The 20,771-nt window shown below is 32.5% G+C and carries 20 protein-coding genes and 1 tRNA gene; 13 read left to right on the plus strand and 8 right to left on the minus strand.

Annotated features, from left to right (window positions below; genetic code table 11):
* Window positions 1-4: 4 nt before the first annotated feature.
* Complete coding sequence (locus tag Q0891_RS00205; protein ID WP_299097954.1) at window positions 5-820, minus strand: hypothetical protein; 816 nt, start codon at window positions 818-820, stop codon at window positions 5-7.
* Between the two features lie 79 nt (window positions 821-899).
* Here Q0891_RS00205 and Q0891_RS00210 point away from each other — a divergent pair, with 79 nt between their 5' ends.
* Window positions 900-1,151: a helix-turn-helix transcriptional regulator gene (locus tag Q0891_RS00210; protein WP_299097956.1), complete on the plus strand. Its 252-nt coding sequence runs from the start codon at window positions 900-902 to the stop codon at window positions 1,149-1,151.
* Here Q0891_RS00210 and Q0891_RS00215 read toward each other — a convergent pair whose 3' ends face one another.
* From Q0891_RS00215 to Q0891_RS00230, 4 genes are all read right to left on the minus strand, one after another.
* On the minus strand, window positions 1,152-2,333 hold the full coding sequence (locus Q0891_RS00215) for a site-specific integrase (RefSeq protein WP_299097958.1): 1,182 nt from the start codon (window positions 2,331-2,333) through the stop codon (window positions 1,152-1,154).
* 201 nt (window positions 2,334-2,534) lie between these two features.
* Window positions 2,535-2,608: transfer RNA gene (locus Q0891_RS00220), tRNA-Asn, on the minus strand.
* 95 nt (window positions 2,609-2,703) lie between these two features.
* On the minus strand, window positions 2,704-4,047 hold the full coding sequence (rseP, locus tag Q0891_RS00225; RefSeq protein WP_299097960.1) for an RIP metalloprotease RseP: 1,344 nt from the start codon (window positions 4,045-4,047) through the stop codon (window positions 2,704-2,706).
* Between the two features lie 92 nt (window positions 4,048-4,139).
* On the minus strand, window positions 4,140-6,074 hold the full coding sequence (locus Q0891_RS00230) for a M1 family aminopeptidase (RefSeq protein WP_299097962.1): 1,935 nt from the start codon (window positions 6,072-6,074) through the stop codon (window positions 4,140-4,142).
* Between the two features lie 86 nt (window positions 6,075-6,160).
* Between Q0891_RS00230 and Q0891_RS00235 the strand changes: the two genes are divergently transcribed.
* The 4 genes from Q0891_RS00235 (at window position 6,161) to Q0891_RS00250 (ending at window position 9,404) form a co-directional block, all read left to right on the plus strand.
* A complete protein-coding gene (locus tag Q0891_RS00235) occupies window positions 6,161-6,841 on the plus strand; it encodes an SCO family protein (RefSeq protein WP_299097964.1) in 681 nt (226 codons plus the stop codon).
* 97 nt (window positions 6,842-6,938) lie between these two features.
* Window positions 6,939-7,166: a FeoA family protein gene (locus Q0891_RS00240; RefSeq protein WP_299097966.1), complete on the plus strand. Its 228-nt coding sequence runs from the start codon at window positions 6,939-6,941 to the stop codon at window positions 7,164-7,166.
* On the plus strand, window positions 7,159-9,261 hold the full coding sequence (feoB, locus tag Q0891_RS00245; protein WP_299097968.1) for a ferrous iron transport protein B: 2,103 nt from the start codon (window positions 7,159-7,161) through the stop codon (window positions 9,259-9,261). The genes Q0891_RS00240 and feoB overlap by 8 nt, the downstream gene beginning before the upstream one ends.
* A gap of 2 nt (window positions 9,262-9,263) precedes the next feature.
* Window positions 9,264-9,404 (plus strand): FeoB-associated Cys-rich membrane protein, encoded by a 141-nt coding sequence (locus Q0891_RS00250; protein ID WP_299097970.1) that lies wholly within the window; start codon window positions 9,264-9,266, stop codon window positions 9,402-9,404.
* Between the two features lie 283 nt (window positions 9,405-9,687).
* Here Q0891_RS00250 and Q0891_RS00255 read toward each other — a convergent pair whose 3' ends face one another.
* Window positions 9,688-10,500, minus strand: coding sequence for a DUF6503 family protein (locus tag Q0891_RS00255; protein WP_299097973.1), 813 nt, complete (start codon window positions 10,498-10,500; stop codon window positions 9,688-9,690).
* Window positions 10,501-10,622: 122 nt separating this feature from the next.
* Window positions 10,623-11,279 (minus strand): metal-dependent transcriptional regulator, encoded by a 657-nt coding sequence (locus Q0891_RS00260; protein ID WP_299097975.1) that lies wholly within the window; start codon window positions 11,277-11,279, stop codon window positions 10,623-10,625.
* A 99-nt stretch (window positions 11,280-11,378) separates the two neighbouring features.
* Between Q0891_RS00260 and Q0891_RS00265 the strand changes: the two genes are divergently transcribed.
* The 6 genes from Q0891_RS00265 (at window position 11,379) to Q0891_RS00290 (ending at window position 18,315) form a co-directional block, all read left to right on the plus strand.
* A complete protein-coding gene (locus tag Q0891_RS00265; protein WP_299097977.1) occupies window positions 11,379-13,688 on the plus strand; it encodes a TonB-dependent receptor in 2,310 nt (769 codons plus the stop codon).
* A 39-nt stretch (window positions 13,689-13,727) separates the two neighbouring features.
* The gene (locus Q0891_RS00270) at window positions 13,728-14,642 is read left to right on the plus strand and encodes a zinc ABC transporter substrate-binding protein (RefSeq protein ID WP_299097979.1); all 915 of its coding nucleotides are present in this window, start codon (window positions 13,728-13,730) and stop codon (window positions 14,640-14,642) included.
* 76 nt (window positions 14,643-14,718) lie between these two features.
* Window positions 14,719-15,453 (plus strand): metal ABC transporter ATP-binding protein, encoded by a 735-nt coding sequence (locus Q0891_RS00275; protein WP_299097981.1) that lies wholly within the window; start codon window positions 14,719-14,721, stop codon window positions 15,451-15,453.
* A gap of 141 nt (window positions 15,454-15,594) precedes the next feature.
* Complete coding sequence (locus Q0891_RS00280; protein WP_299097982.1) at window positions 15,595-15,987, plus strand: VOC family protein; 393 nt, start codon at window positions 15,595-15,597, stop codon at window positions 15,985-15,987.
* A gap of 47 nt (window positions 15,988-16,034) precedes the next feature.
* On the plus strand, window positions 16,035-17,162 hold the full coding sequence (locus Q0891_RS00285) for a metal ABC transporter permease (protein WP_299097984.1): 1,128 nt from the start codon (window positions 16,035-16,037) through the stop codon (window positions 17,160-17,162).
* Window positions 17,155-18,315 carry a metal ABC transporter permease gene (locus Q0891_RS00290; protein ID WP_299097986.1) on the plus strand — a complete coding sequence of 387 codons (1,161 nt, stop codon included), beginning with the start codon at window positions 17,155-17,157 and terminating at the stop codon, window positions 18,313-18,315. The genes Q0891_RS00285 and Q0891_RS00290 overlap by 8 nt, the downstream gene beginning before the upstream one ends.
* 242 nt (window positions 18,316-18,557) lie before the next feature.
* Here Q0891_RS00290 and Q0891_RS00295 read toward each other — a convergent pair whose 3' ends face one another.
* Window positions 18,558-19,349, minus strand: coding sequence for a TerB family tellurite resistance protein (locus Q0891_RS00295; protein WP_299097988.1), 792 nt, complete (start codon window positions 19,347-19,349; stop codon window positions 18,558-18,560).
* Between the two features lie 174 nt (window positions 19,350-19,523).
* Between Q0891_RS00295 and Q0891_RS00300 the strand changes: the two genes are divergently transcribed.
* Window positions 19,524-19,934, plus strand: a complete 411-nt coding sequence (locus Q0891_RS00300; RefSeq protein ID WP_299097990.1) for a BrxA/BrxB family bacilliredoxin — start codon at window positions 19,524-19,526, stop codon at window positions 19,932-19,934.
* A 96-nt stretch (window positions 19,935-20,030) separates the two neighbouring features.
* Window positions 20,031-20,768 (plus strand): 1-acyl-sn-glycerol-3-phosphate acyltransferase, encoded by a 738-nt coding sequence (locus tag Q0891_RS00305; protein WP_299097992.1) that lies wholly within the window; start codon window positions 20,031-20,033, stop codon window positions 20,766-20,768.
* Window positions 20,769-20,771 lie beyond the last annotated feature (3 nt).

The following is a 20,771-nucleotide window of genomic DNA, read 5'->3' on the forward strand; positions in this document are numbered from 1 at the left end:
GAATTCATTCATCATTGGCTAATTCTTCAATTTTTAAACAGGAAAGACTTCTTGGTTTAGGTAATACTGAAATAACGTCTGTAGTAAATCTAAAGGTTTCATTTGTTAGTTCAAATCCAACAAAATAATCATCTAATTCATTAATTCTAAACTGAAATGTATCATCTGGTTCTATTGTTACATCTTTTGTTATCGTTTTAGAAAAAAACTCATCTCCATTAATTTTATTTAATTTAAGTTTAAATTGAATTTGATCTATCTGTAACCTAGTATTGTTAACCCCTCTTAATGTTAGTTCTTTAAAGGATTTCCGATCATTACTAGCTAGCCAATAACCTCGATCTAAACGGAACATTATAGGTACATAATTATTATTTAGATCGTAATGACAATTTTTAGATAGATTTTTCAAATTAACTGAACTATAATAAAATGCATCATTTCTTTTACTAACTGCAGCTTCAATTAAGTAATATGACTGATCCATAATCAAATAATATTCAATTGAAGTTGTAGACTTTGAGGATTTTACTACCCTACCATAAATATCTCTCTTAGGAATAGACATGATTTCATATTTTATAACTTCAATCCGATTGTGTTCCGACAACTGACTCGAAAATATTTTCTTGTTAGTATTTCTAATCTTTCCTGTTATAACACGCATCGTATCAATATCAGTCAAATCTAAGAAAGCGTTCACATCTCCCTTTTCTATATATTTTATAGAATAATCGATAAAAGAATCTAAATTAGACAAATCTATATCTCTTTGACAGGAAGTCAAGAATATTGCAAATGAAACTAAAATATATTTCATAATTATTTTTTTTTAAGTTAACTGCAATGTAGTATTTTAAGGTTACAATAATTGAATCTTCATCATTGAATTTTGCCTTATGGTAGATTTATCTGATGAAAAGCTAAAAGAGCTAAAAGACTCAATTCCAAAAAAAATAGGAAATAGAGTACGCTTTTTTAGAAAAGAAAAAGGTATTACCCAAACCAAATTAGCTCAATCAATAGGAAAGGATAGACAATATTTATACAAAATTGAAAAAGGAATTGTAACACCAAACATTGTAACCCTTTCTATTATTTCTATTGCTCTTGAAGTGTCATTACAAGATTTTTTTGATATTGAAATTTAATCATTTCTTCTTTAATTTCTCCATTTCCAAACTAATCTTCCTTTGAACTACTTTACCATAAGAATCTTGGGTAACTTTCATACTAGAGTGCCCCAACAACTCACTCACTACCTCCATAGGTACATCATTGTATAACAAGACTGTACTAGCAAAAGTTCTTCTCGCCATATGTGTTGTTAGATTTTTATTAATTCCTAAGATAGCAGCTATTTCTTTTAAATAGGAATTATAACGCTGATTGCTTATCCTTGGAAAAATGAAAACTTCTTCATTATAAAGACTCATAACCTCAACAGCAGTAGGTAATAGAGGAATTGACAGGTTCTTAGAAGTTTTTTCACGTTTCATCTTAATCCATAAATTTTCATCAAACCCTTTAGTTATATTACTATGTTTTAAATTCATTAACTCTCTGTACGGCAAACCTGTATAGCAAGAAAAAACAAACAGATTCTTCACAAGTTGTAGTCGTTTTTGAGTAAAAACATGGTTCTCTAGTTTACTTAATTCCTCTGTATTTAAAAACACAACTTCTTTTTTAACTGTTTTAGGTTTATGAAGTATAAAAGGATTCTTATCTAAATAATTCTCAGCAACAGCAACTCTAATCACTTTTTTAAAGCGTTGTACCTTCTTATTAATAGTAATCTGCTTTAAGTGCTTTACCGTTTTATAGTAAAATTCTAATTCAATTAAGAAGTGATGATTTAACTTCTTTAATGGATAATCATTTCTATTGTACTTCCATTTTATAAATTCTGACATATCATTTTTTATATAGTAAAACTTATTCCATGTAAGCTGTTTAATATCTATATCTACTAGCATTTTAAGCTTGTTTAAGTAGTTTTGAAAAAACTCCACTACAGATTGGTCTTTATGTAATTTTCCTCCTTTAAAAGTTCTATAAATATCTTCTACATCAAAATCATTTCCTTGAATTTGAAGTAATAAAAAAGCCTGATTAATTTTATTATTAATCAAGCTTAATTGTTTGTTTACTAGTTGAGATGTTTCTGAATCACCTAATAGTTTCTGTTTTTTGCTATCCCACAAATCATGGTTAATAAATTGCTTAATACTAAAAGTTTTCCTTTTCTTTTTATAAGTTATCCTACACAATAAAGGTGTAAGTCTTTTTTTGTTAGTTTTAGTCTTATTTAATAAATATAAAATTGTCATATTCTGAGGTTTTATAGGGGTTAATAATGGGTGTCTCGTAATTTTTTTTGGGTGTCGAATTTTCAGCCTAATTTGGCTTATTTGAGAAGAATATCAGTATTTATTAAATGTGTAAAAAATTCACATTATGCTGTAAAACCAGTAATAACAAGGAAAGTATAAAACACAAAAAAACCGACACTTTCGTATCGGTTTTATTTGCTCCTCTTCTTAGGCTCGAACTAAGGACCCTCTGATTAACAGTCAGATGCTCTAACCAACTGAGCTAAAGAGGAAGGTTATTTTTCGCGTTAGCGAGCGCAAATATAAATCATTTTTTTGATTCCTACCAAATGAAATAATATTTTTTTCATGTTAAAATGAAAAAAATTTAATCTGTTATCGCTTTGAAGATATCATTTCCGTTCGCAAACAATACTAAAGCGATTAAAATAAAGAATCCAACCATTTGTGCACGCTCTAAAAACTTCTCACTTGGTTTTTTACCTGAAATCATTTCGTATAGTAAAAACATCACATGTCCACCATCTAATGCTGGTATAGGCAGTAAATTAAGTATCGCTAACATTACTGATAAAAAAGCTGTTAATCCCCAAAAATAAGACCAACTCCATACCGGAGAAAACTGATCGTATATGGCTTTAAATCCTCCCAAGCCTTTATAAGCACCAGTTTTAGGATTAAATATCGCTTTTAATTGATCAAAGTAGTTTGTTATAGTTTTAGTAAACTTACGTCCACCAGCACCAAAACTTTCTCCAAAAGTGTATTCCTTTCTAAATACTTCAAAATAGCCTAATTCGTCAAATCTTGAAGCGTTATAACCTGGTCTAATTCCAAATTTACCTTCTGCATCTAACATTAATTCTTTATTAACTACAGAATTATCTTTCTTTAGAACTTCAACCATTACGGTTTGGTTACTTAAATTTTTAGTGAATTCTTCAACTTGATCAAAGTAGGTTAACTCTTTTCCGTTAATACTTTTTATAATATCACCTTGTACTAATCCTTTATTTACATTTAATGAGGTATCTGCTACCTTATCTACCATAAAAGGCATTCTAAACTCAAAATTAAGTTTGCTTTTACTAGATGAGTATTGACCTAAAAAGTCTTCTGGCAATGTAATTACTTTCTCCTCGCCTGCTCTATTAATTGTAATTGTTTCTGCACTTATTAAATTATAACCAATATCAGAGTCGTTTATAATTGGTGTATCATTTATAACTAAAACTTTATCGCCTGTTTTAAAACCTATATCTAATAACGCAGGATTATCTATCCAATAACCATCTTTTAAGCTATCTACTTTTACATCTGCATCGCCATAAACAAAAGACATTGCTACATAAATAACATATGCCAAAATAAAATTAACGGTAACACCACCTAACATTATAATGAGTCGCTGCCAAGCTGGTTTAGAACGAAATTCCCATGGTTGTGGAGGCAATGCCATTTGCTCCTTATCCATACTTTCGTCTATCATTCCGGCGATTTTCACATAACCACCAAGTGGTAACCAACCAATGCCATAAACGGTATCTCCTATTTTCTTTTTGAAAAGTGAAAATTTAACATCAAAAAAGAGGTAAAATTTTTCAACTTTAGTTTTAAAAAGTTTAGCAGGTATAAAGTGCCCAAGCTCGTGCAAAACAATAAGCAAAGACAAACTAAGTAAGAATTGAGATATTTTTATTATAAATTCCATGTAATTTTTTTCAAAATGCGATTCGCAAAAGTAAGGTATTTATATCAAAAGAAAAGCCTATTTAATTGACATAAATTTTTAGAGTTTCAACTCTAATTTTTAATAATACGTTTGTTAATTATCTGATCTTCCGTTTGAAACTGAATAAACAATAAACCAGAGGCTAAAGCATTTAAATCTAATTGTGACTTCCAACTATCTTCAAGTATTAATTGCCCTAAACTATTATATATTTTAATACGTTTTACATCAACAGACTCTGGTTTTAAAAAATTTACTACTGATGATGTTGGACTTGGATAAACCGAAATATCATTATTAATAGCATAGTCTAACGTACTTAAAGTAGACGTATTGTTTTTTGAAATAAGATGTGCATCTGGATCTACCAACACATCTTGAATGGTAAAATTTACTGTTTCTAAAAACTGTTGATTGTTAACCGTATGATCTAATACAATATCTAAAGTTTCACCCAATGTACCCAAAACCCTTATAGGTAAACCTGCTTCAAAAAACGAAACTGATGCATGGCTTTGCGTTTGTGACACAATAAGATTGAGTTGATTTCCGTCTTGATCCCAATCGACACTATAACTTGGATAACCTTGGTTGTATAGCCAATCATCAAAAAACTCATCTAATGTTTCACCAGTAGATAATTCCATAACATCAATAAAATCTTGTGTTTTAGCATAATCGAAAGCCAAATCTGGTTCGGCTAAATAATCTTGTAAGCCTTGATAAAAATTGGCATCTCCTAACTGACGCCTTAGCATATGCAAAACCATAGCACCTTTACTATAACTTAAACGACTATTAAAAATCCTACCTACTAAAGTGGTATCTTGATCTGTGAGATAAACTGCGCCTCCTGGTTGCGATGTAATACTATTAACGGTTTGTTGCCTCCAGTTAGTAAAACTAGCTTCGCCATCTAAATCTTCAATCACCAACGCAGCCAAATACGTAGCAAAACCTTCATTTAACCAAATATCCTTCCAACTACCACAGGTAATTTTATTTCCAAACCATTGATGTGCTAATTCATGTGCAATTAAACCTCTACTAAATGAGCCCATAAAGGAAATAGTGGTATGTTCCATACCTCCTCCCCAGCCAAATTGTGCATGACCATATTTTTCGTCCGCAAAAGGGTATTCTTCAAACAAATTTGTGAAAATATCCATTATATCTACAGTAATTTCGGTACTTGCCTGTGCACTCACCAAACTTTCTGGGTAGACGTAATTTATAATTTCAAAAGGATTTCCGTTGTTAGGAACTTGGTGTGAATACACTTCATAGTTGGTAACAGCAAATGCAATTAAATAAGCGGGAATGAGATGCTTATGCTTAAAACGAGTGGTTTTTTCGGAATTCTGCGTTTCTTGGCTAATTTCTAATCCGTTTGAAGCCACGACATAACTTTCATTGCTAGCATTAAATTCTGGCGTTGTTACATATATATCTACAGAATCTATTTTATCTATTAAATCTTGTTTACAAGGCCACCAACCTTTTGCTCCATAAGGTTCTGAAAGGGTCCACATTATAGGATCTCCATTATGTGTAGTTTGCTCAAAAGACCCAAAACCTGAACTTATAGGATTACCTGAATAACTTACCGATAAAGAGTCTAAAACACCCAAAGCTTGCGTAGCAGGCAATGTAATTATTAATTCATCATTGGCATTTTGCTCAAAGTTTAAACTATTACCACGTTGCACAACTTGAGACACTATCATGTTATCAGCCAAATCAAATGTTATTGTTGTAATGGCTTCTTTGGCTTCAAAATAAGTAGTGACTTCTCCATCAATCTGAGAAACTGAAGGATCTACATTAAGCTCTAATCTATGATATTTTACGTCGTAATTCCCAGTATTTGCATTTTGGCTATTCAGCATTTGACTTAATGCCAAATTAGCTTCAGAAGATCGAATTGCATTTAACGTCTCATGATAATCTTGAGCATTAATTTGCAATGCAAACATTAGGAATAAGCACCCTAAAAATCGTTTCATAATACACACTTTTTAATGTTAAAAATAAAGCTTTTATTGAGATTGGGTCGTATTTTTGCAGCTCAACTTTCTATAATACTTGCAAAATGTCGTTTCTTTCTTTTTTTAAAGGCTATAAAAACTTCGGAATCTTCTTTTCTATACTTTGTATAATTATTATTGCTATTATATACAATGTTTTAAATGTAAAGCAGCCATTACCAATTTATCAACCTGGAAAGGTTAATGCGGAATTAGTTGATAGCACTATTCAGCACCAATTAAAATATCATAAAATTGCTGATTTTAGTTTAACCAATCAAAACGGTAAAACGATTACGCAAGACGATTATAAAGACAAAATATATGTCGCAGATTTCTTTTTTACAACTTGCCAAACTATTTGCCCAATAATGACTAAAAACATGGAGCAAATTCAAAAGGAAATTATAAATGATGATGATATTATGTTACTGTCACATACTGTAACACCTCAAATAGACAGTGTTGCTCAACTAAAAAAGTATGCTTTAGAAAAAGGCGTTATTGACCGTAAATGGAATTTAGTAACAGGCGACAAAAAACATATTTATGAATTAGCAAGAAAAAGTTATTTAGCTGTAAAAACAGATGGTAATGGCGATAAGTACGATATGATTCATACTGAAAACTTTATGCTCATTGATAAAAAGCGCCAAATTAGAGGTATTTATGATGGCACAAATACTGAAGATATAGAACGCCTTTTAGACGATATTGAAACCCTAAAGGACTTTGACAAATCATAAAATACTATAAAGCTGTTAAATATTTATAATCTCGTTTTATACACTAATAAATTTCGCTTACTTTTGCTTCTTTAAAACTATTCTAAATAAGCAAAGGTTGACATTAGCAGAATTAAAACGAGGACAACAAGGCATCATTACAGATGTGTCTTCAATTCATATTCCATTAAAACTTCTCGAAATGGGTTGCTTACCTGGTAATTCAGTTAAACTAGTACAAGTTGCACCATTTGCGGACCCAATGTATCTCAACATCAATGGCACGCATTTAGCAATCAGAAAAGAAACTGCTATTCACATCACAATTGAAACGATAGATGAGTAAGCAGATTAACGTTGCATTAATAGGAAACCCAAACACCGGCAAAACCTCTGTTTTTAATGCCTTAACCGGTTTGAATCAGAAGGTTGGAAATTATCCTGGTATTACCGTTGAAAAGAAAGAAGGTATCTGCAAATTACCTAGAGGTTTAAAAGCTCATATCATTGATTTGCCAGGAACTTATAGTCTTAACGCATCTTCACTTGATGAAAATGTGGTTATAGAATTACTTCTTAATAAGAATGATAAGGATTATCCAGACGTAGCTGTTGTGGTCAGTGATGTTGAAAATTTAAAACGAAACTTACTTTTATTTACGCAAATTAAAGATTTAGAGATTCCGACAATCTTAGTCATTAATATGGCGGACAGAATGGAGTACAAAGGTATATCTGTAGACATTCCTTATTTACAAGACCAATTAAAAACTAAAATTGCTCTTATAAGTACAAGAAAAAATAAGGGAATAGAGTACTTAAAAGAACTGGTAACAAATTACAAAGAGCTAACAACTGAACCTTGTTTAGACGCTTCTGTTATAGACGAAACATATTTTAACAACTTAAGAAAAGCATTCCCTAACCAACTATTATACAAATTATGGTTAGTTATTACACAAGATGTCAATTTTGGAAAAACGGATAGAGCTACTTTTGATAAAGTTGAAGATTTTAAAACTAAATCTAAAACAGATTTAAAACGACTTCAGCAAAAAGAAACTATAAAGCGTTATCAGTTTATAAACGAAACTTTAAAGAAAGGACAAACTATTGACCTTAAATCTGCAAAGGATTTACGTATAAAATTAGACAGAATCTTAACGCATAAAGTTTGGGGATATGTAATTTTTGCTGCTATCCTATTACTAATTTTTCAAGCGATTTACGACTGGTCTAGTATTCCAATGGATTTTATTGATGGAGCTTTTGCCTCATTAAGTGAGTGGACGAAAAACACATTGCCAGAAGGAGCATTTACCAATTTGTTGGCAGAAGGTATAATTTCTGGACTTGGTGGTGTGGTTATTTTTATTCCACAGATTGCCTTCCTATTTCTTTTCATTTCAATATTGGAAGAAAGTGGTTATATGAGCCGTGTTGTATTCTTAATGGATAGAATAATGCGTCGTTTTGGACTAAGTGGTAAAAGTGTTGTGCCCTTAATTTCTGGTACTGCATGTGCAATTCCCGCGATTATGGCAACACGAAACATTGAAAGCTGGAAAGAACGCTTAATTACCATTTTAGTAACGCCATTTACTACTTGTGCTGCGAGATTACCTGTGTATTTAATAATTATTGCTTTAGTTATTCCTGAAGGCCGGTTTTTAGGTGTGATAAGCTACCAAGCATTAACTTTAATGCTGTTATACCTTATTGGTTTTGGAACTGCTGTTGGCTCTGCTTGGATTTTAAATAAAGTTTTAAAAATGAAAAGCAAAACGTTTTTCGTTGTAGAAATGCCTAATTACAAGTTGCCACTTTTAAAAAATGTTGCCCTTACGGTTTTAGAAAAAACAAAAGCTTTTGTCTTCGGTGCTGGTAAAATTATATTAGCCATATCTATTGTCTTATGGTTTTTAGCATCTTATGGACCTGGAGACAATTTTAATAATGCAGAAGCTATCGTAACTGAACACTATGCTTCAGAAAATTTAAACGAAGAAGAATTAGAACAAAAAATCGCATCTCATAAACTAGAACACTCGTTTATTGGTATAGCAGGCCATGCTATAGAACCTGTTATTAGACCTTTAGGTTATGATTGGAAAATCGGTATTGCCATTGTGAGTTCTTTTGCCGCACGCGAAGTGTTTGTTGGTACTCTAGCAACCATTTATAGTGTTGGCAGTGATGAGGAAGAAACAATAAAGAATAGAATGGCTGGTGAAGTAAATCCTATTCTAGGAGGACCTTTATTTAATTTTGCTTCTGGTATTTCGCTATTATTATTTTACGCATTTGCTATGCAATGCATGAGTACGTTGGCTATTGTAAAACGAGAGACAAACTCTTGGAAATGGCCAGTTTATCAGTTAGTAATTATGAGTAGTTTTGCTTATCTTGTAGCATTGATAGCTTTTCAAGTATTAAAATAAATATGAACATAATAATTCAAAACATATTAGTCTTTACCGCATTAGCAATTGCTCTAATGTTTTTAATACGCAAGTTTGTCTGGACTCCTAAGGCGAAACCTTCTAAATCTTGTGGTGGAGATGATGGTTGTGGTTGCCATTAAAATGGTTCAACAGATGAAATCTAACACTTAAAGTTTGTCAATTCTACTGATACTTATTGCTTACTATTTTGATTTCAAATCAAATCGACCTACATTCTTAAAAGATCTTTCGAGCGGAATAATTGTTTGTGTCTTACTTGGCATTTCAGCACTTGCATTTGTAAGTCTATTTAATCTTACAATTGTACATGGCATCTTCTATTTAGGCGTAGAAATTATACTCGTTTTTGTTATTAAAGCGTGGATTAATAGTAAGAGTAATTGAACTTACAGAAAGTAAAGATTATTTCTCAATAAAACCCTTTGGTATATCAAAAGCATTAGGTGCCGTTTTTACAAATTTTGCACTTCTAATCGTTGCATCACCAATAACTTTGCCTAAACCATTTGTGCTAGACCACTCGTAAAATTCCCAATTATGAGCAACTGGTATGCCATCGATCATTTTAAAATTAGAATAACCAATAGCATGCGGATCTGCCTCTGCTGCTTCTGTAGACTTATTAACTGTCACTATGTAGGCCACATAATCAATTAAATTAGTTTTAGGATCACTATAAACAATGTACCAATCATCTGGTGCATCACCTGTATTGGCTTTAAAGGTTAAACGTTGAGAATTATAAGTTTTATTATTAAGCTCTGCAGATTCTACGTCAGACCAAATAGTACCTTGGTCATTTAATTTATTAGGAAATAATAAAAAGTACATCCATGTATAGGCATCAAAACGTGCTGCTTTTGCATTTTTAAGATCTGCTGAATGAAATACTTTTGCACCATCATAATATATAGAAGAACCGTCTTTTAATTCTATTTTACCTTTGGTAGAATTCGTTAGATAGGTCATTTTAGCATCTAAACGCACATTGCCTCCAAAACTGATAACCATATCTACTTCAATGGCATCATGAGACAAAAAGTTGTCTTTTTTGTAAGCTTCCTCTATAGTTTCTGTAGCCGATAACTTCTTTTCCGCTACAGATTCAATAACAGGTGTTTCTAATTCTGGTGTAGCTTTATTTTCTTCTTTACAGCTCGTAGAAATTACTAATAACAAAAAACAGACTAGACTAGACTTAAGGATGGTTGACATAAAAAAAAATTTTATAAATTGAATTCACTCCAAAACTAGAGCGTAATTGGTAGATTAACGTTTAACCTTCCCTATTTTAAGAGAATTTTAGCTTTTACAATAATATCAAAAGTAGTTTTAGACTAAATTTTCTTTAGGTAAAGATTCTTAGCAACATTTTGAGAAACCACAATTTCACAATCTTCTATCTCTATTTTTAAAGAATTGTCATAGGGTTCTTTATGCAATATGGTAATATTGGTACCCAATGCAATTTTGTTACTGTCTAAATATTTTAGAAAACTAGAAGAACTATCATCTACACCAACACATTTATATTTAGAACCCACTTCTGCTTGTGCTAAAATTATCTTTTCTATATGTTGAAACTTCCCTTCTTTATCTGGAATAGGATCTCCATGCGGATCATGCTTAGGGAATTCTAAAAAAGCATCTAATTGATTAATCAATTTTTCAGATTTAATATGTTCTAGATGTTCTGCTACTTCATGGACTTCATCCCAAGAAAAATTCAGCTTTTCTACTAGAAATACTTCCCAAAGCCGATGTTTTCTAATAATATTAACAGCAACGTGTCTTCCTAAATCAGTTAATGTAACACCTTGGTATTTCTTATAATCTGCATATTTTTTTTCGGATAGTTTTTTTACCATGTCAGTAACAGAAGACGCTTTAGTATTCATAGCTACTGCAATTGCGTTTGTATTTACAGATGTACTACCATTACTTCCTAAATGGTAAATCTCTTTAATATAATTCTCTTCCGTTAGTGTTATCATAAATTTCTAGTGTTATGCAAATATAGAAAAGATATATTTCTCAATATATTTTTAGACTAGTCTAAAAATTATTTTAAATTTGCGTAAAAATATTATACAGTGAAACTAATTAACGTATACATTTTTCTATTTTGCTCAATACTATCTGCTCAAGACACCTTTAACCTTAATGGAACAGTAAGAGCTAATGGCTATCCTTTAGCTTATGCAAACATTTATATTGAAAACACAAGTAAAGGTGCTACAAGTAATGAGGATGGTGCGTTTACAATTTCTAATCTAGAACCTGGCACTTACTCTGTAGCCGCATCTTTTACAGGTTACGCTATTCAAAAAAAAACAATTGAAATAACAGATAAAGACGTTACTATTAATTTTACTCTTAATGAAGACGATTCTCTAGACGAAGTAATTATTACAGGGACTTTAAAGGCAGTCTCTAGATTAGAAAGTCCTGTACCTGTAGAAGTGTATTCTACTACATTCCTAAAGAAAAACCCAACTCCTAATATTTTTGAAGCCCTACAGAACGTCAATGGTGTACGTCCGCAACTTAATTGTAATGTGTGCAACACTGGAGATATTCATATCAATGGTTTAGAAGGGCCTTATACCTTGGTTTTAATAGATGGAATGCCAATTGTAAGCGGCTTATCTACAGTATACGGTTTATCTGGAATACCAAATTCACTTATTGAACAAATTGAAGTGGTTAAAGGTCCTGCATCTTCTTTATACGGAAGTGAAGCTGTTGGTGGCCTAATTAACGTTATAACTAAATTACCTGAAAATGCTTCACGTTTCTTTGCCGATGGCTTTGTTTCAGATTGGGGAGAATTAAATTTAGACCTTGGTTTTAAAGCTAAAGTAGGGGAAAAAGCAAATGTATTGGTCGGAACAAATTATTTTAAATACGACAACCCTATTGATAATAACAATGATAATTTTACAGATCTAACGCTACAAGATCGTATTTCTATTTTTCAAAAATGGGATTTTAAACGCACTAAAAATAGAAAGTTCTCTTTAGCTGGCCGTTACTTTTATGAAGATCGTTGGGGTGGAGAATTACAATGGAACAAAGGATTTAGAGGTGGAGATCAAGTTTATGGAGAAAGTATTTATACCTCACGTTTTGAGCTTCTTGGTAATTATCAGTTACCAATAAAAGAGATAGTAAACTTTCAATTCTCCTACTCAGACCACGACCAAAATTCAGTTTATGGTAATACACCATATTTAGCACAACAGCGCATTGGATTTGGACAATTAGTTTGGGATAAAAAGATCAATAATCACGATTTACTATTTGGCTCAGCACTCCGCTATAATTATTATAACGATAATACAACAGCAACGATTAAAGCTGACGAAGTTACTATGCCTTCGCTATTTGTACAAGATGAAATTAAATTCAACAAAAAACAAAGTTTGTTATTAGGCATGCGCTATGATTACGATAGCAGACATGGCAATATTTTTACACCAAGGCTAGCCTATAGATATAAACCTACTGATAATGATATTATAAGATTAAATGCAGGTACTGGTTTTAGAGTTGTTAATCTATTTACTGAAGATCATGCTGCTTTAACAGGTTCTAGAGATGTAATAATTGAAGAAACCTTAGAGCCTGAAGAATCTTACAATGTAACTCTTAATTATCTTAAAAAATTGTATCTCAAAAACGGCATGTATTTCACATTAGATACCTCAGCTTGGTACACTTACTTTACCAATGCCATATTACCAGATTATGATACCAATCCAAATCAAATTATATATGATAATTTAGAGGGTTATTCCACATCAAAAGGACTTAGTTTTAATATTGATGCCGTTTTAGGTAGTGGAATTAAAGCATCTATTGGAGCAACGTACCAAGATGTCTCACAAACCGAAAACGGAATACGAACAGAACAAATTTTAACAGAAAACTTCTCTGGCGTGTGGTCGTTTAGCTATAAACATTACGGCACAAACCTTACCTTTGATTACACAGGAAATCTCTATGGACCAATGCGATTACCTTTATTAGGAGAATTAGATCCGAGAAGTGAATATTCTCCTACTTGGAGCATACAAAACATACAAATTACCTATGACGGATTGAATAATTTAGAAATTTATGGAGGTGTAAAAAACCTATTAAACTGGACGCCTAACAAAGGAAACCCTTTTATAATTGCAAGAGCTGACGATCCTTTTGACCAAAATGTAGAGTACAACGAAACGGGCTCTACACAAACCTATCCCGTACCCAATTCTACTAGAACTATTGAGGTTGAAAACGGAGCCGTAATACCAACATCAAACAATCCATATGCACTTACTTTTGATCCTTCTTACGTATATGGTCCAAACCAAGGGATCCGGTTATTTTTTGGTTTAAGATATAATTTAAAGTAACTCATTGAAATTTATTACTTTCACATTAAATATAAACAAATGAAAAAATTAATACTATTACTTACTATAACACTCGCTTTTAATTGTAAAAACGATAACGAATCAAAAATTAACAAAAAGCTAAATGTGGTCACTACAACCAGTATGATTACAGATCTAGTAAGAAATATTGGTGGAGATTCAATCAACGTACAAGGATTAATGGGCTCTGGTGTAGATCCTCACTTATATAAAGCTAGTGAAGGTGATGTTTCTAAGCTAGTAGATGCAGACATTATATTTTATAACGGTTTGCATTTAGAAGGAAAACTTGTAGAAGTCTTTGAAAAAATGTCTGGAGGAGAAAAAACACCTGTTGCTTTAGCTGATGAATTAAATAAAAAGCTACTGATAGGTTCAGAATATTTTGCATCTAATTATGATCCTCATGTCTGGTTTAATATTGAATTCTTTAAAAAGTTTACTGAAAAAGTAACTATAATTTTATGCGAAAAAGATCCAAAAAATGCAGAAACTTTTAGAGCTAATGAAAAACGATATTTAGCCGATTTAGACAATTTACAAGAAGATGTAAAAGGTGTTGTAGCCGCTCTTTCACCAGAAAAAAGAATCTTAGTCACTGCGCATGATGCCTTTAATTATTTTGGTAAAGCATACGGTTTTGAAGTTGTTGGCTTACAAGGATTATCTACTGCAACAGAAGCTGGTGTACAAGATGTACAAAAGTTGGCTGCTTTTATTATTGACAAGAATATAAAGGCCATTTTTGTTGAAAGTTCTGTTCCTAAACGAACCATTGAAGCGTTAAAAGCAGCCGTAAACGCAAAAGGGCACAAAGTTGAAATAGGCGGTACATTATTTTCTGATGCGTTAGGGACTGCTGGCACACCCGAAGGCACTTATTTAGGTATGTATCGTTACAATATAAAAACGATTGTTAGTGCATTGCAATAGTAATTTATTGCTGATTGTAAACCACTCTAAAATTAATATGATATAACTCTAAACAAGCTTAGAATAGATAAAACACATGAACAACATAGCCGTAAAAGTTGATGATTTAACCGTAGCTTACAACTACAAACCTGTACTTTGGGATATCGATTTAGAAATCCCTGAAGGTGTTCTTATGGCTATTGTTGGTCCAAATGGTGCTGGGAAATCTACACTAATCAAATCTATATTAGGCATTTTAAAACCCATCGCAGGAAGTGTTTCTATTTATGGCAAACCTTATGAAAAACAAAGGCAGCTTGTTGCTTACGTTCCACAAAAAGGGAGCGTAGATTGGGATTTCCCAACGACAGCCTTAGATGTTGTTATGATGGGTACATACGGAAGTTTGGGCTGGATAAAACGACCAGGCCAAAAAGAAAAAAAAGCTTCACTTGAAGCTTTAGAGAAAGTAGGCATGTTGGCATTTAAAAGCCGTCAAATAAGTCAACTTTCTGGAGGACAGCAACAACGCATATTTTTGGCAAGAGCTTTAGTGCAAAATGCATCCATCTATTTTATGGACGAACCGTTTCAAGGTGTAGACGCTACGACTGAAATTGCAATTATCAATATTTTAAAAGAACTAAGAAAAGCCGGCAAAACAGTAATCGTTGTTCATCATGATTTACAAACCGTACCAGAATATTTTGATTGGGTAACGTTTTTAAATGTAAAGAAGATTGCCACAGGACCTGTTAAGGATATTTTTAATGATGATAATTTAACGAAGACCTATGGTATTAATTATAAAGTAAGTATCCAGGAGTGAAAAAAGTAAACAGTGTTCATTATATGTTACATAGCGTTCCTAAAAATAAGTTCTCAATCTCAGTCTTCTTTAATTACTGTTTTAAATAGTAATAGTCTGATTGCAGTCGAAAACCCATTTAAATAAAATTAAATTTTAAAGATGAAATACGCTTACACTATTTTATACGTAGAAGATATTGAAAAGACCATAGAATTCTACAATTCTGCATTCGGATTTCAAAAGAAGTTTATGACACCAAAACATGATTACGGTGAACTAGTTTCTGGCGAAACAACTATTGCATTTGCTTCTAATGAATTGGGACAATCTAATTTTAAAAAAGGCTTTGAAAAATTAGATTTAAACACAAAACCTAATGGCATTGAGATGGCATTTACAACAGAAAACATTGAAGATGATTTCGCAAAAGCTATAAAAGCTGGAGCCATACAATACGAACCTATCATTGAAAAACCTTGGGGACAAAAGGTTGGTTATTTAAGAGATATTAATGGATTTCTAATAGAAATTTGCACACCTATTAAAAATTAAATTAACGAATGAAATTTAAAATTCTGAAATAAATTCAGAATATCGAAATGGACATTACAGAATACATAGAACTAGTCTTCACGGACTACACCTTAAGAACCATTACGCTTGGCACAGCAATTTTGGGCGCTGTGACTGGCATGTTGGGAAGCTTTGCTGTACTAAGAAAACAAAGCTTGTTAGGTGATGCCATTTCACATGCCGCCTTACCAGGTATTGCCATTGCCTTTTTAATTACTGGCGCAAAAGACAGCAATACTTTATTACTTGGGGCTTTAGTAAGTGGCTTAGTGGGAACCTTCTGGATTAGAGGCATCATAACCAAAACCCACTTAAAATCAGACACAGCTTTAGGCTTAATTTTGTCATTGTTTTTTGGGTTTGGCATGTTGTTATTAACCTTTATTCAAAAACAACCCAATGCTAATCAAGCTGGTTTAGACAAATATCTTTTTGGACAAGCGGCTACATTAGTAGAAAGTGATGTTTGGATGATGGCCATTGTTACAGGGCTTTGTTTAATTGTAATGCTCACATTCTGGAAAGAATTCAAAATATTATTATTTGATGCTGATTACACCAAAACACTTGGTTTTAATACCAAGATTATAGATATTCTCATTACAACTTTTATTGTTTTGGCTATTGTTCTAGGCTTACAAACCGTAGGTGTCGTTTTAATGAGTGCTATGCTATTGGCACCTGCAGCTGCAGCTAGGCAATGGACAAACAGCTTATCTGTTATGGTATTTTTAGCTGCCATTTTTGGAGCCTTTTCGGGAGTCTTTGGTACGGCAATTAGTGCAAGTCAAAATAATTTATCTACAGGACCAGTAATTGTTTTGGTTGCTGCCGTTTTTGTGGTTTTTTCGTTTATTTTTTCACCGAGTCGAGGTCTACTTTTTAAACAAATACGTTTTATAAAAAACAGACGCGATTTAGAATTGCATAAAACTTTAGCATTTATGCATCATATTGCTGAAACGCATGAAGATATATCACATCCACATGCCATTAAATTACTCAATAATTTTCAAGGTTATACAAAGAACACGCTTCGAAAGTTAGTAGAAAAAGATTACGTACAGCTCCAGGGAAATATGTGGAGTTTAACCAAAGTTGGTTTTGAAACAGCAGCGAACTTATATACCAAACAAATAACAGAAGATGAGTAGCGCGCAAATTGAAATTCAACTTATTGCCAGTATCGTTGCTGTTGCATGTGCTATTCCAGGGACTTTTCTTGTTCTTAGAAAAATGGCTATGATTAGTGATGCCATTAGTCATTCCATTTTACCAGGAATCGTGATTGGTTTTTTTATTACCCAAGATTTAAATTCGCCTTTGTTAATTCTATTAGCAGCCTTAACGGGAATCATAACCGTTGTACTGGTAGAATACATTCAAAAAACAGGCTTAGTAAAAGAAGATACAGCCATCGGTTTAGTTTTTCCTGCTCTATTTAGTATTGGTGTCATAATGATTGCTAAGAATGCAAATGATGTACACTTAGATGTCGATGCTGTATTATTAGGCGAATTAGCTTTTGCTCCTTTTGATAGATTATTAATTGCTGGCACAGATGTTGGCCCAAAATCGCTTTGGGTTGTTGGTGTAATTCTGTTAATTACTATAACGCTTTTAATCCTGTTTTTTAAAGAATTAAAAGTGAGTACGTTTGATAAAGGTTTAGCCGCTTCATTAGGCTTTTCCCCAGCTATTATCCATTACGGTTTAATGTCCGTTTCTTCAGTAACTACAGTGGGAGCTTTTGATGCTGTTGGCGCTATTTTAGTCGTTGCTCTGATGATTGCACCTGCTGCAACCGCTTATTTATTGACTACAGATTTAAAGAAAATGCTTGCTTTGGCTATATGCTTTGGAATTTTTAGTGCCATTTTTGGGTATTGGGTAGCACATTGGCTAGATGCTTCGATTGCTGGTTCAATTACAACCGTTCTAGGATTGGTATTTTTACTAGTGTATTTATTTGCACCTTCTAAAGGCATTATCGCTGTAATGTACCGGGAAAAACAACAACAAACCGAAGTCTCTTTACTTACATTTTTATTACACCTAAAAAACCATGACGAGTTAGAAGAGCGACACGTTAACCATCTCAACGAACACATAAATTGGCAAAAAGTACGCGCTAAGACTGTTTTAGATTTAGCTCAAAAAAATAATATGATTCATATAGAAAAAAATATTGTTTCCCTTACTAAGAAAGGCGATGAGTTTACTTCAAAAGCGATAGATTATATAATTACTAATGAAGACGCTCAAATTGAAGATATGAAGGATGATTTCTTTTTATTTAGAGGGTAACTTTATTTTAAACAAAAAGAAAAAAATAATTAATCCCGAAAGCTTTCATTCTTATTACGACTATTAAACCCTAAATTATAAATAATCAATGGAATTATTTGAATATTTTACAGGCAAAGCAGGCTTAATCTTATTAGCTTTTATTGTGCTTTGTGTTTTTATATTTAACAAATACAAAACACAACGATACTTTAAATATATAGAAAAACAAAGGAAAGGTAAAGACTCACAACAGTCTTAATTTACTTAAACCCACGTTCTTTCTGAATATGCTCATAAGCTTCTTGCACTTGCCTAAACTTAGCTTCCGCACCATCTTGATGTTCTTTACCTAAGTGACCTACGCGATCTGGATGGTATTTTTTAGCCATAGTTCTATAAGCTTTCTTAACCTGATCATCAGAAACAGATTTATCAATTTCTAGAATTTTGTACGCATTATCACTCGTGTTATAAAACATCGCTTTAATACTTTCGTAATCTCTGCTGCTAATACCTAAATAACCAGTTATAGTATAAATTTGTCTTAATTCATCTTCAGTTACCAATCCATCTGCTTTTGCAATGCCGAATAAAAAATGCAATAATTGCAAACGTGATGGATGATCCATCATTTGACGAATCTGAGTACACACTTGACGTGTAGAAATATTTTGCTTTGTTATACGTTTAAATAATTCAAAAGCTTTATTTGCCCTGTCCTTACCATACATATTAGTAAATTGTTGACGCACAAAATCTAATTCGCGTTGATCTTGTTTACCATCAGCTTTTATAACAATTGATGCTAAAATTAATAGGCTTACTTCAAAATCTCCAGATTGCGTTTGTGGTCGAGAAGAGGTACGCTTGCCATAATTTGGTGTTTTTCTGTAGGTTCCTCTTTGTTGACCAGTTTGGCGATCACCCAATAAAGGGGTTTCTCCAATTTTTAAATTATCAACAAAGCTACCAATAGCCAATCCTATAATTGCACCTATTGGTCCACCAAAAGACCAACCCAAAGCACCACCAATCCATTTTGCAAAACTCATATCATCTATTTTTATGAAATTCAAATATACTATTTGTTAGTCTATCTTTTATGGTTTTTGTTACTATTCAAAACGAAAATAGTTCTATTGAGACTACATACTGAAGACCGTGTAATGCGCATAAATTTTCATTATCTTTGCACTTCAAATTAAGATTAATTAAAATTAAAAAATATGTATCCAGCAGAATTAGTAAAACCAATGCGCGCAGATTTAACTAGCGTAGGTTTTGAAGAATTACATACATCAGAAGCTGTTGAAGCAGCATTAGCAAAAGAAGGTACAACTTTAGTAGTTGTAAATTCGGTTTGTGGATGTGCAGCAGCAAATGCAAGACCAGGAGCAAAGAATAGTATTGAAAACGACAAACGCCCAGACCATATTGTTACTGTATTTGCAGGTGTTGACAAAGAAGCTGTAGATACAGCTAGAGCTCACATGGTTCCTTTTCCTCCAAGCTCACCGAGTATGGCTTTGTTTAAAAATGGCGAATTAGTGCATATGTTAGAGCGTCACCATATTGAAGGTCGTCCTGCAGATTTAATCGCAGAAAACCTTAAAGATGCTTATAACGAGCATTGCTAAAAAACTTTAGCTCTAATACGTTAGACAGTTATAAAAAAACCACGAATTATTTCGTGGTTTTTTTGTGCTTAAAAGACATTGATTTACATTTGTGATATGAGAAAACTATTAGCCTATCCGCTTTCCGTTTTATTTTATTTATGCTTTGGTTTAACCTTGGTTATATTTCATGGTATACAATGGTTTTCTCACAGAGTCTTTGGCTACAAAGGTCTAAAACTCACTGTTGATGCCTTACAATTTGCTATAATGCGATGCCTTAATCTATTAGGTACAAGAATTACGTTCAAAAATCCATACGATATTAGCACAGATAGACCAATAATTATTGTGGCCAACCATCAAAGCATGTATGATATTTCGCCAATAATGTGGTATTTGCGTAAACACCATGTCAAGTTTGTATCAAAGAAAGAATTAGGAAAAGGGATACCAAGCATATCTTACAATTTACAGCATGGTGGATCTGTATTAATAGATAGAAAAAATCCACGACAAGCTCTGCCAGCAATGATGAAGTTTGGCGAATATATTGAAAATACAAAACGTGCCGCTGTCATTTTCCCAGAAGGCACTAGAAGTAAAGATGGAACACCAAGACCTTTTAAAACAAAAGGCCTAGAACTACTAATGAAAAAAGTTCCATCAGCTCTAATTGTGCCAATCACAGTGAATAATTCTTGGAAAATGCTGAGATATGGTCAATTTCCCATGGGAATAGGAAATCATATTAAATTTACAGTGCATAAGCCCTTAGAAATCGTTAACTTTACTGATAAAGCTGAATTAATTCAGCAACTTGAACAAACTATTGTAGAAGCAATAGAGCGTTAACCA

This window comes from uncultured Winogradskyella sp., from assembly GCF_947498005.1.
Classification (GTDB): domain Bacteria; phylum Bacteroidota; class Bacteroidia; order Flavobacteriales; family Flavobacteriaceae; genus Winogradskyella.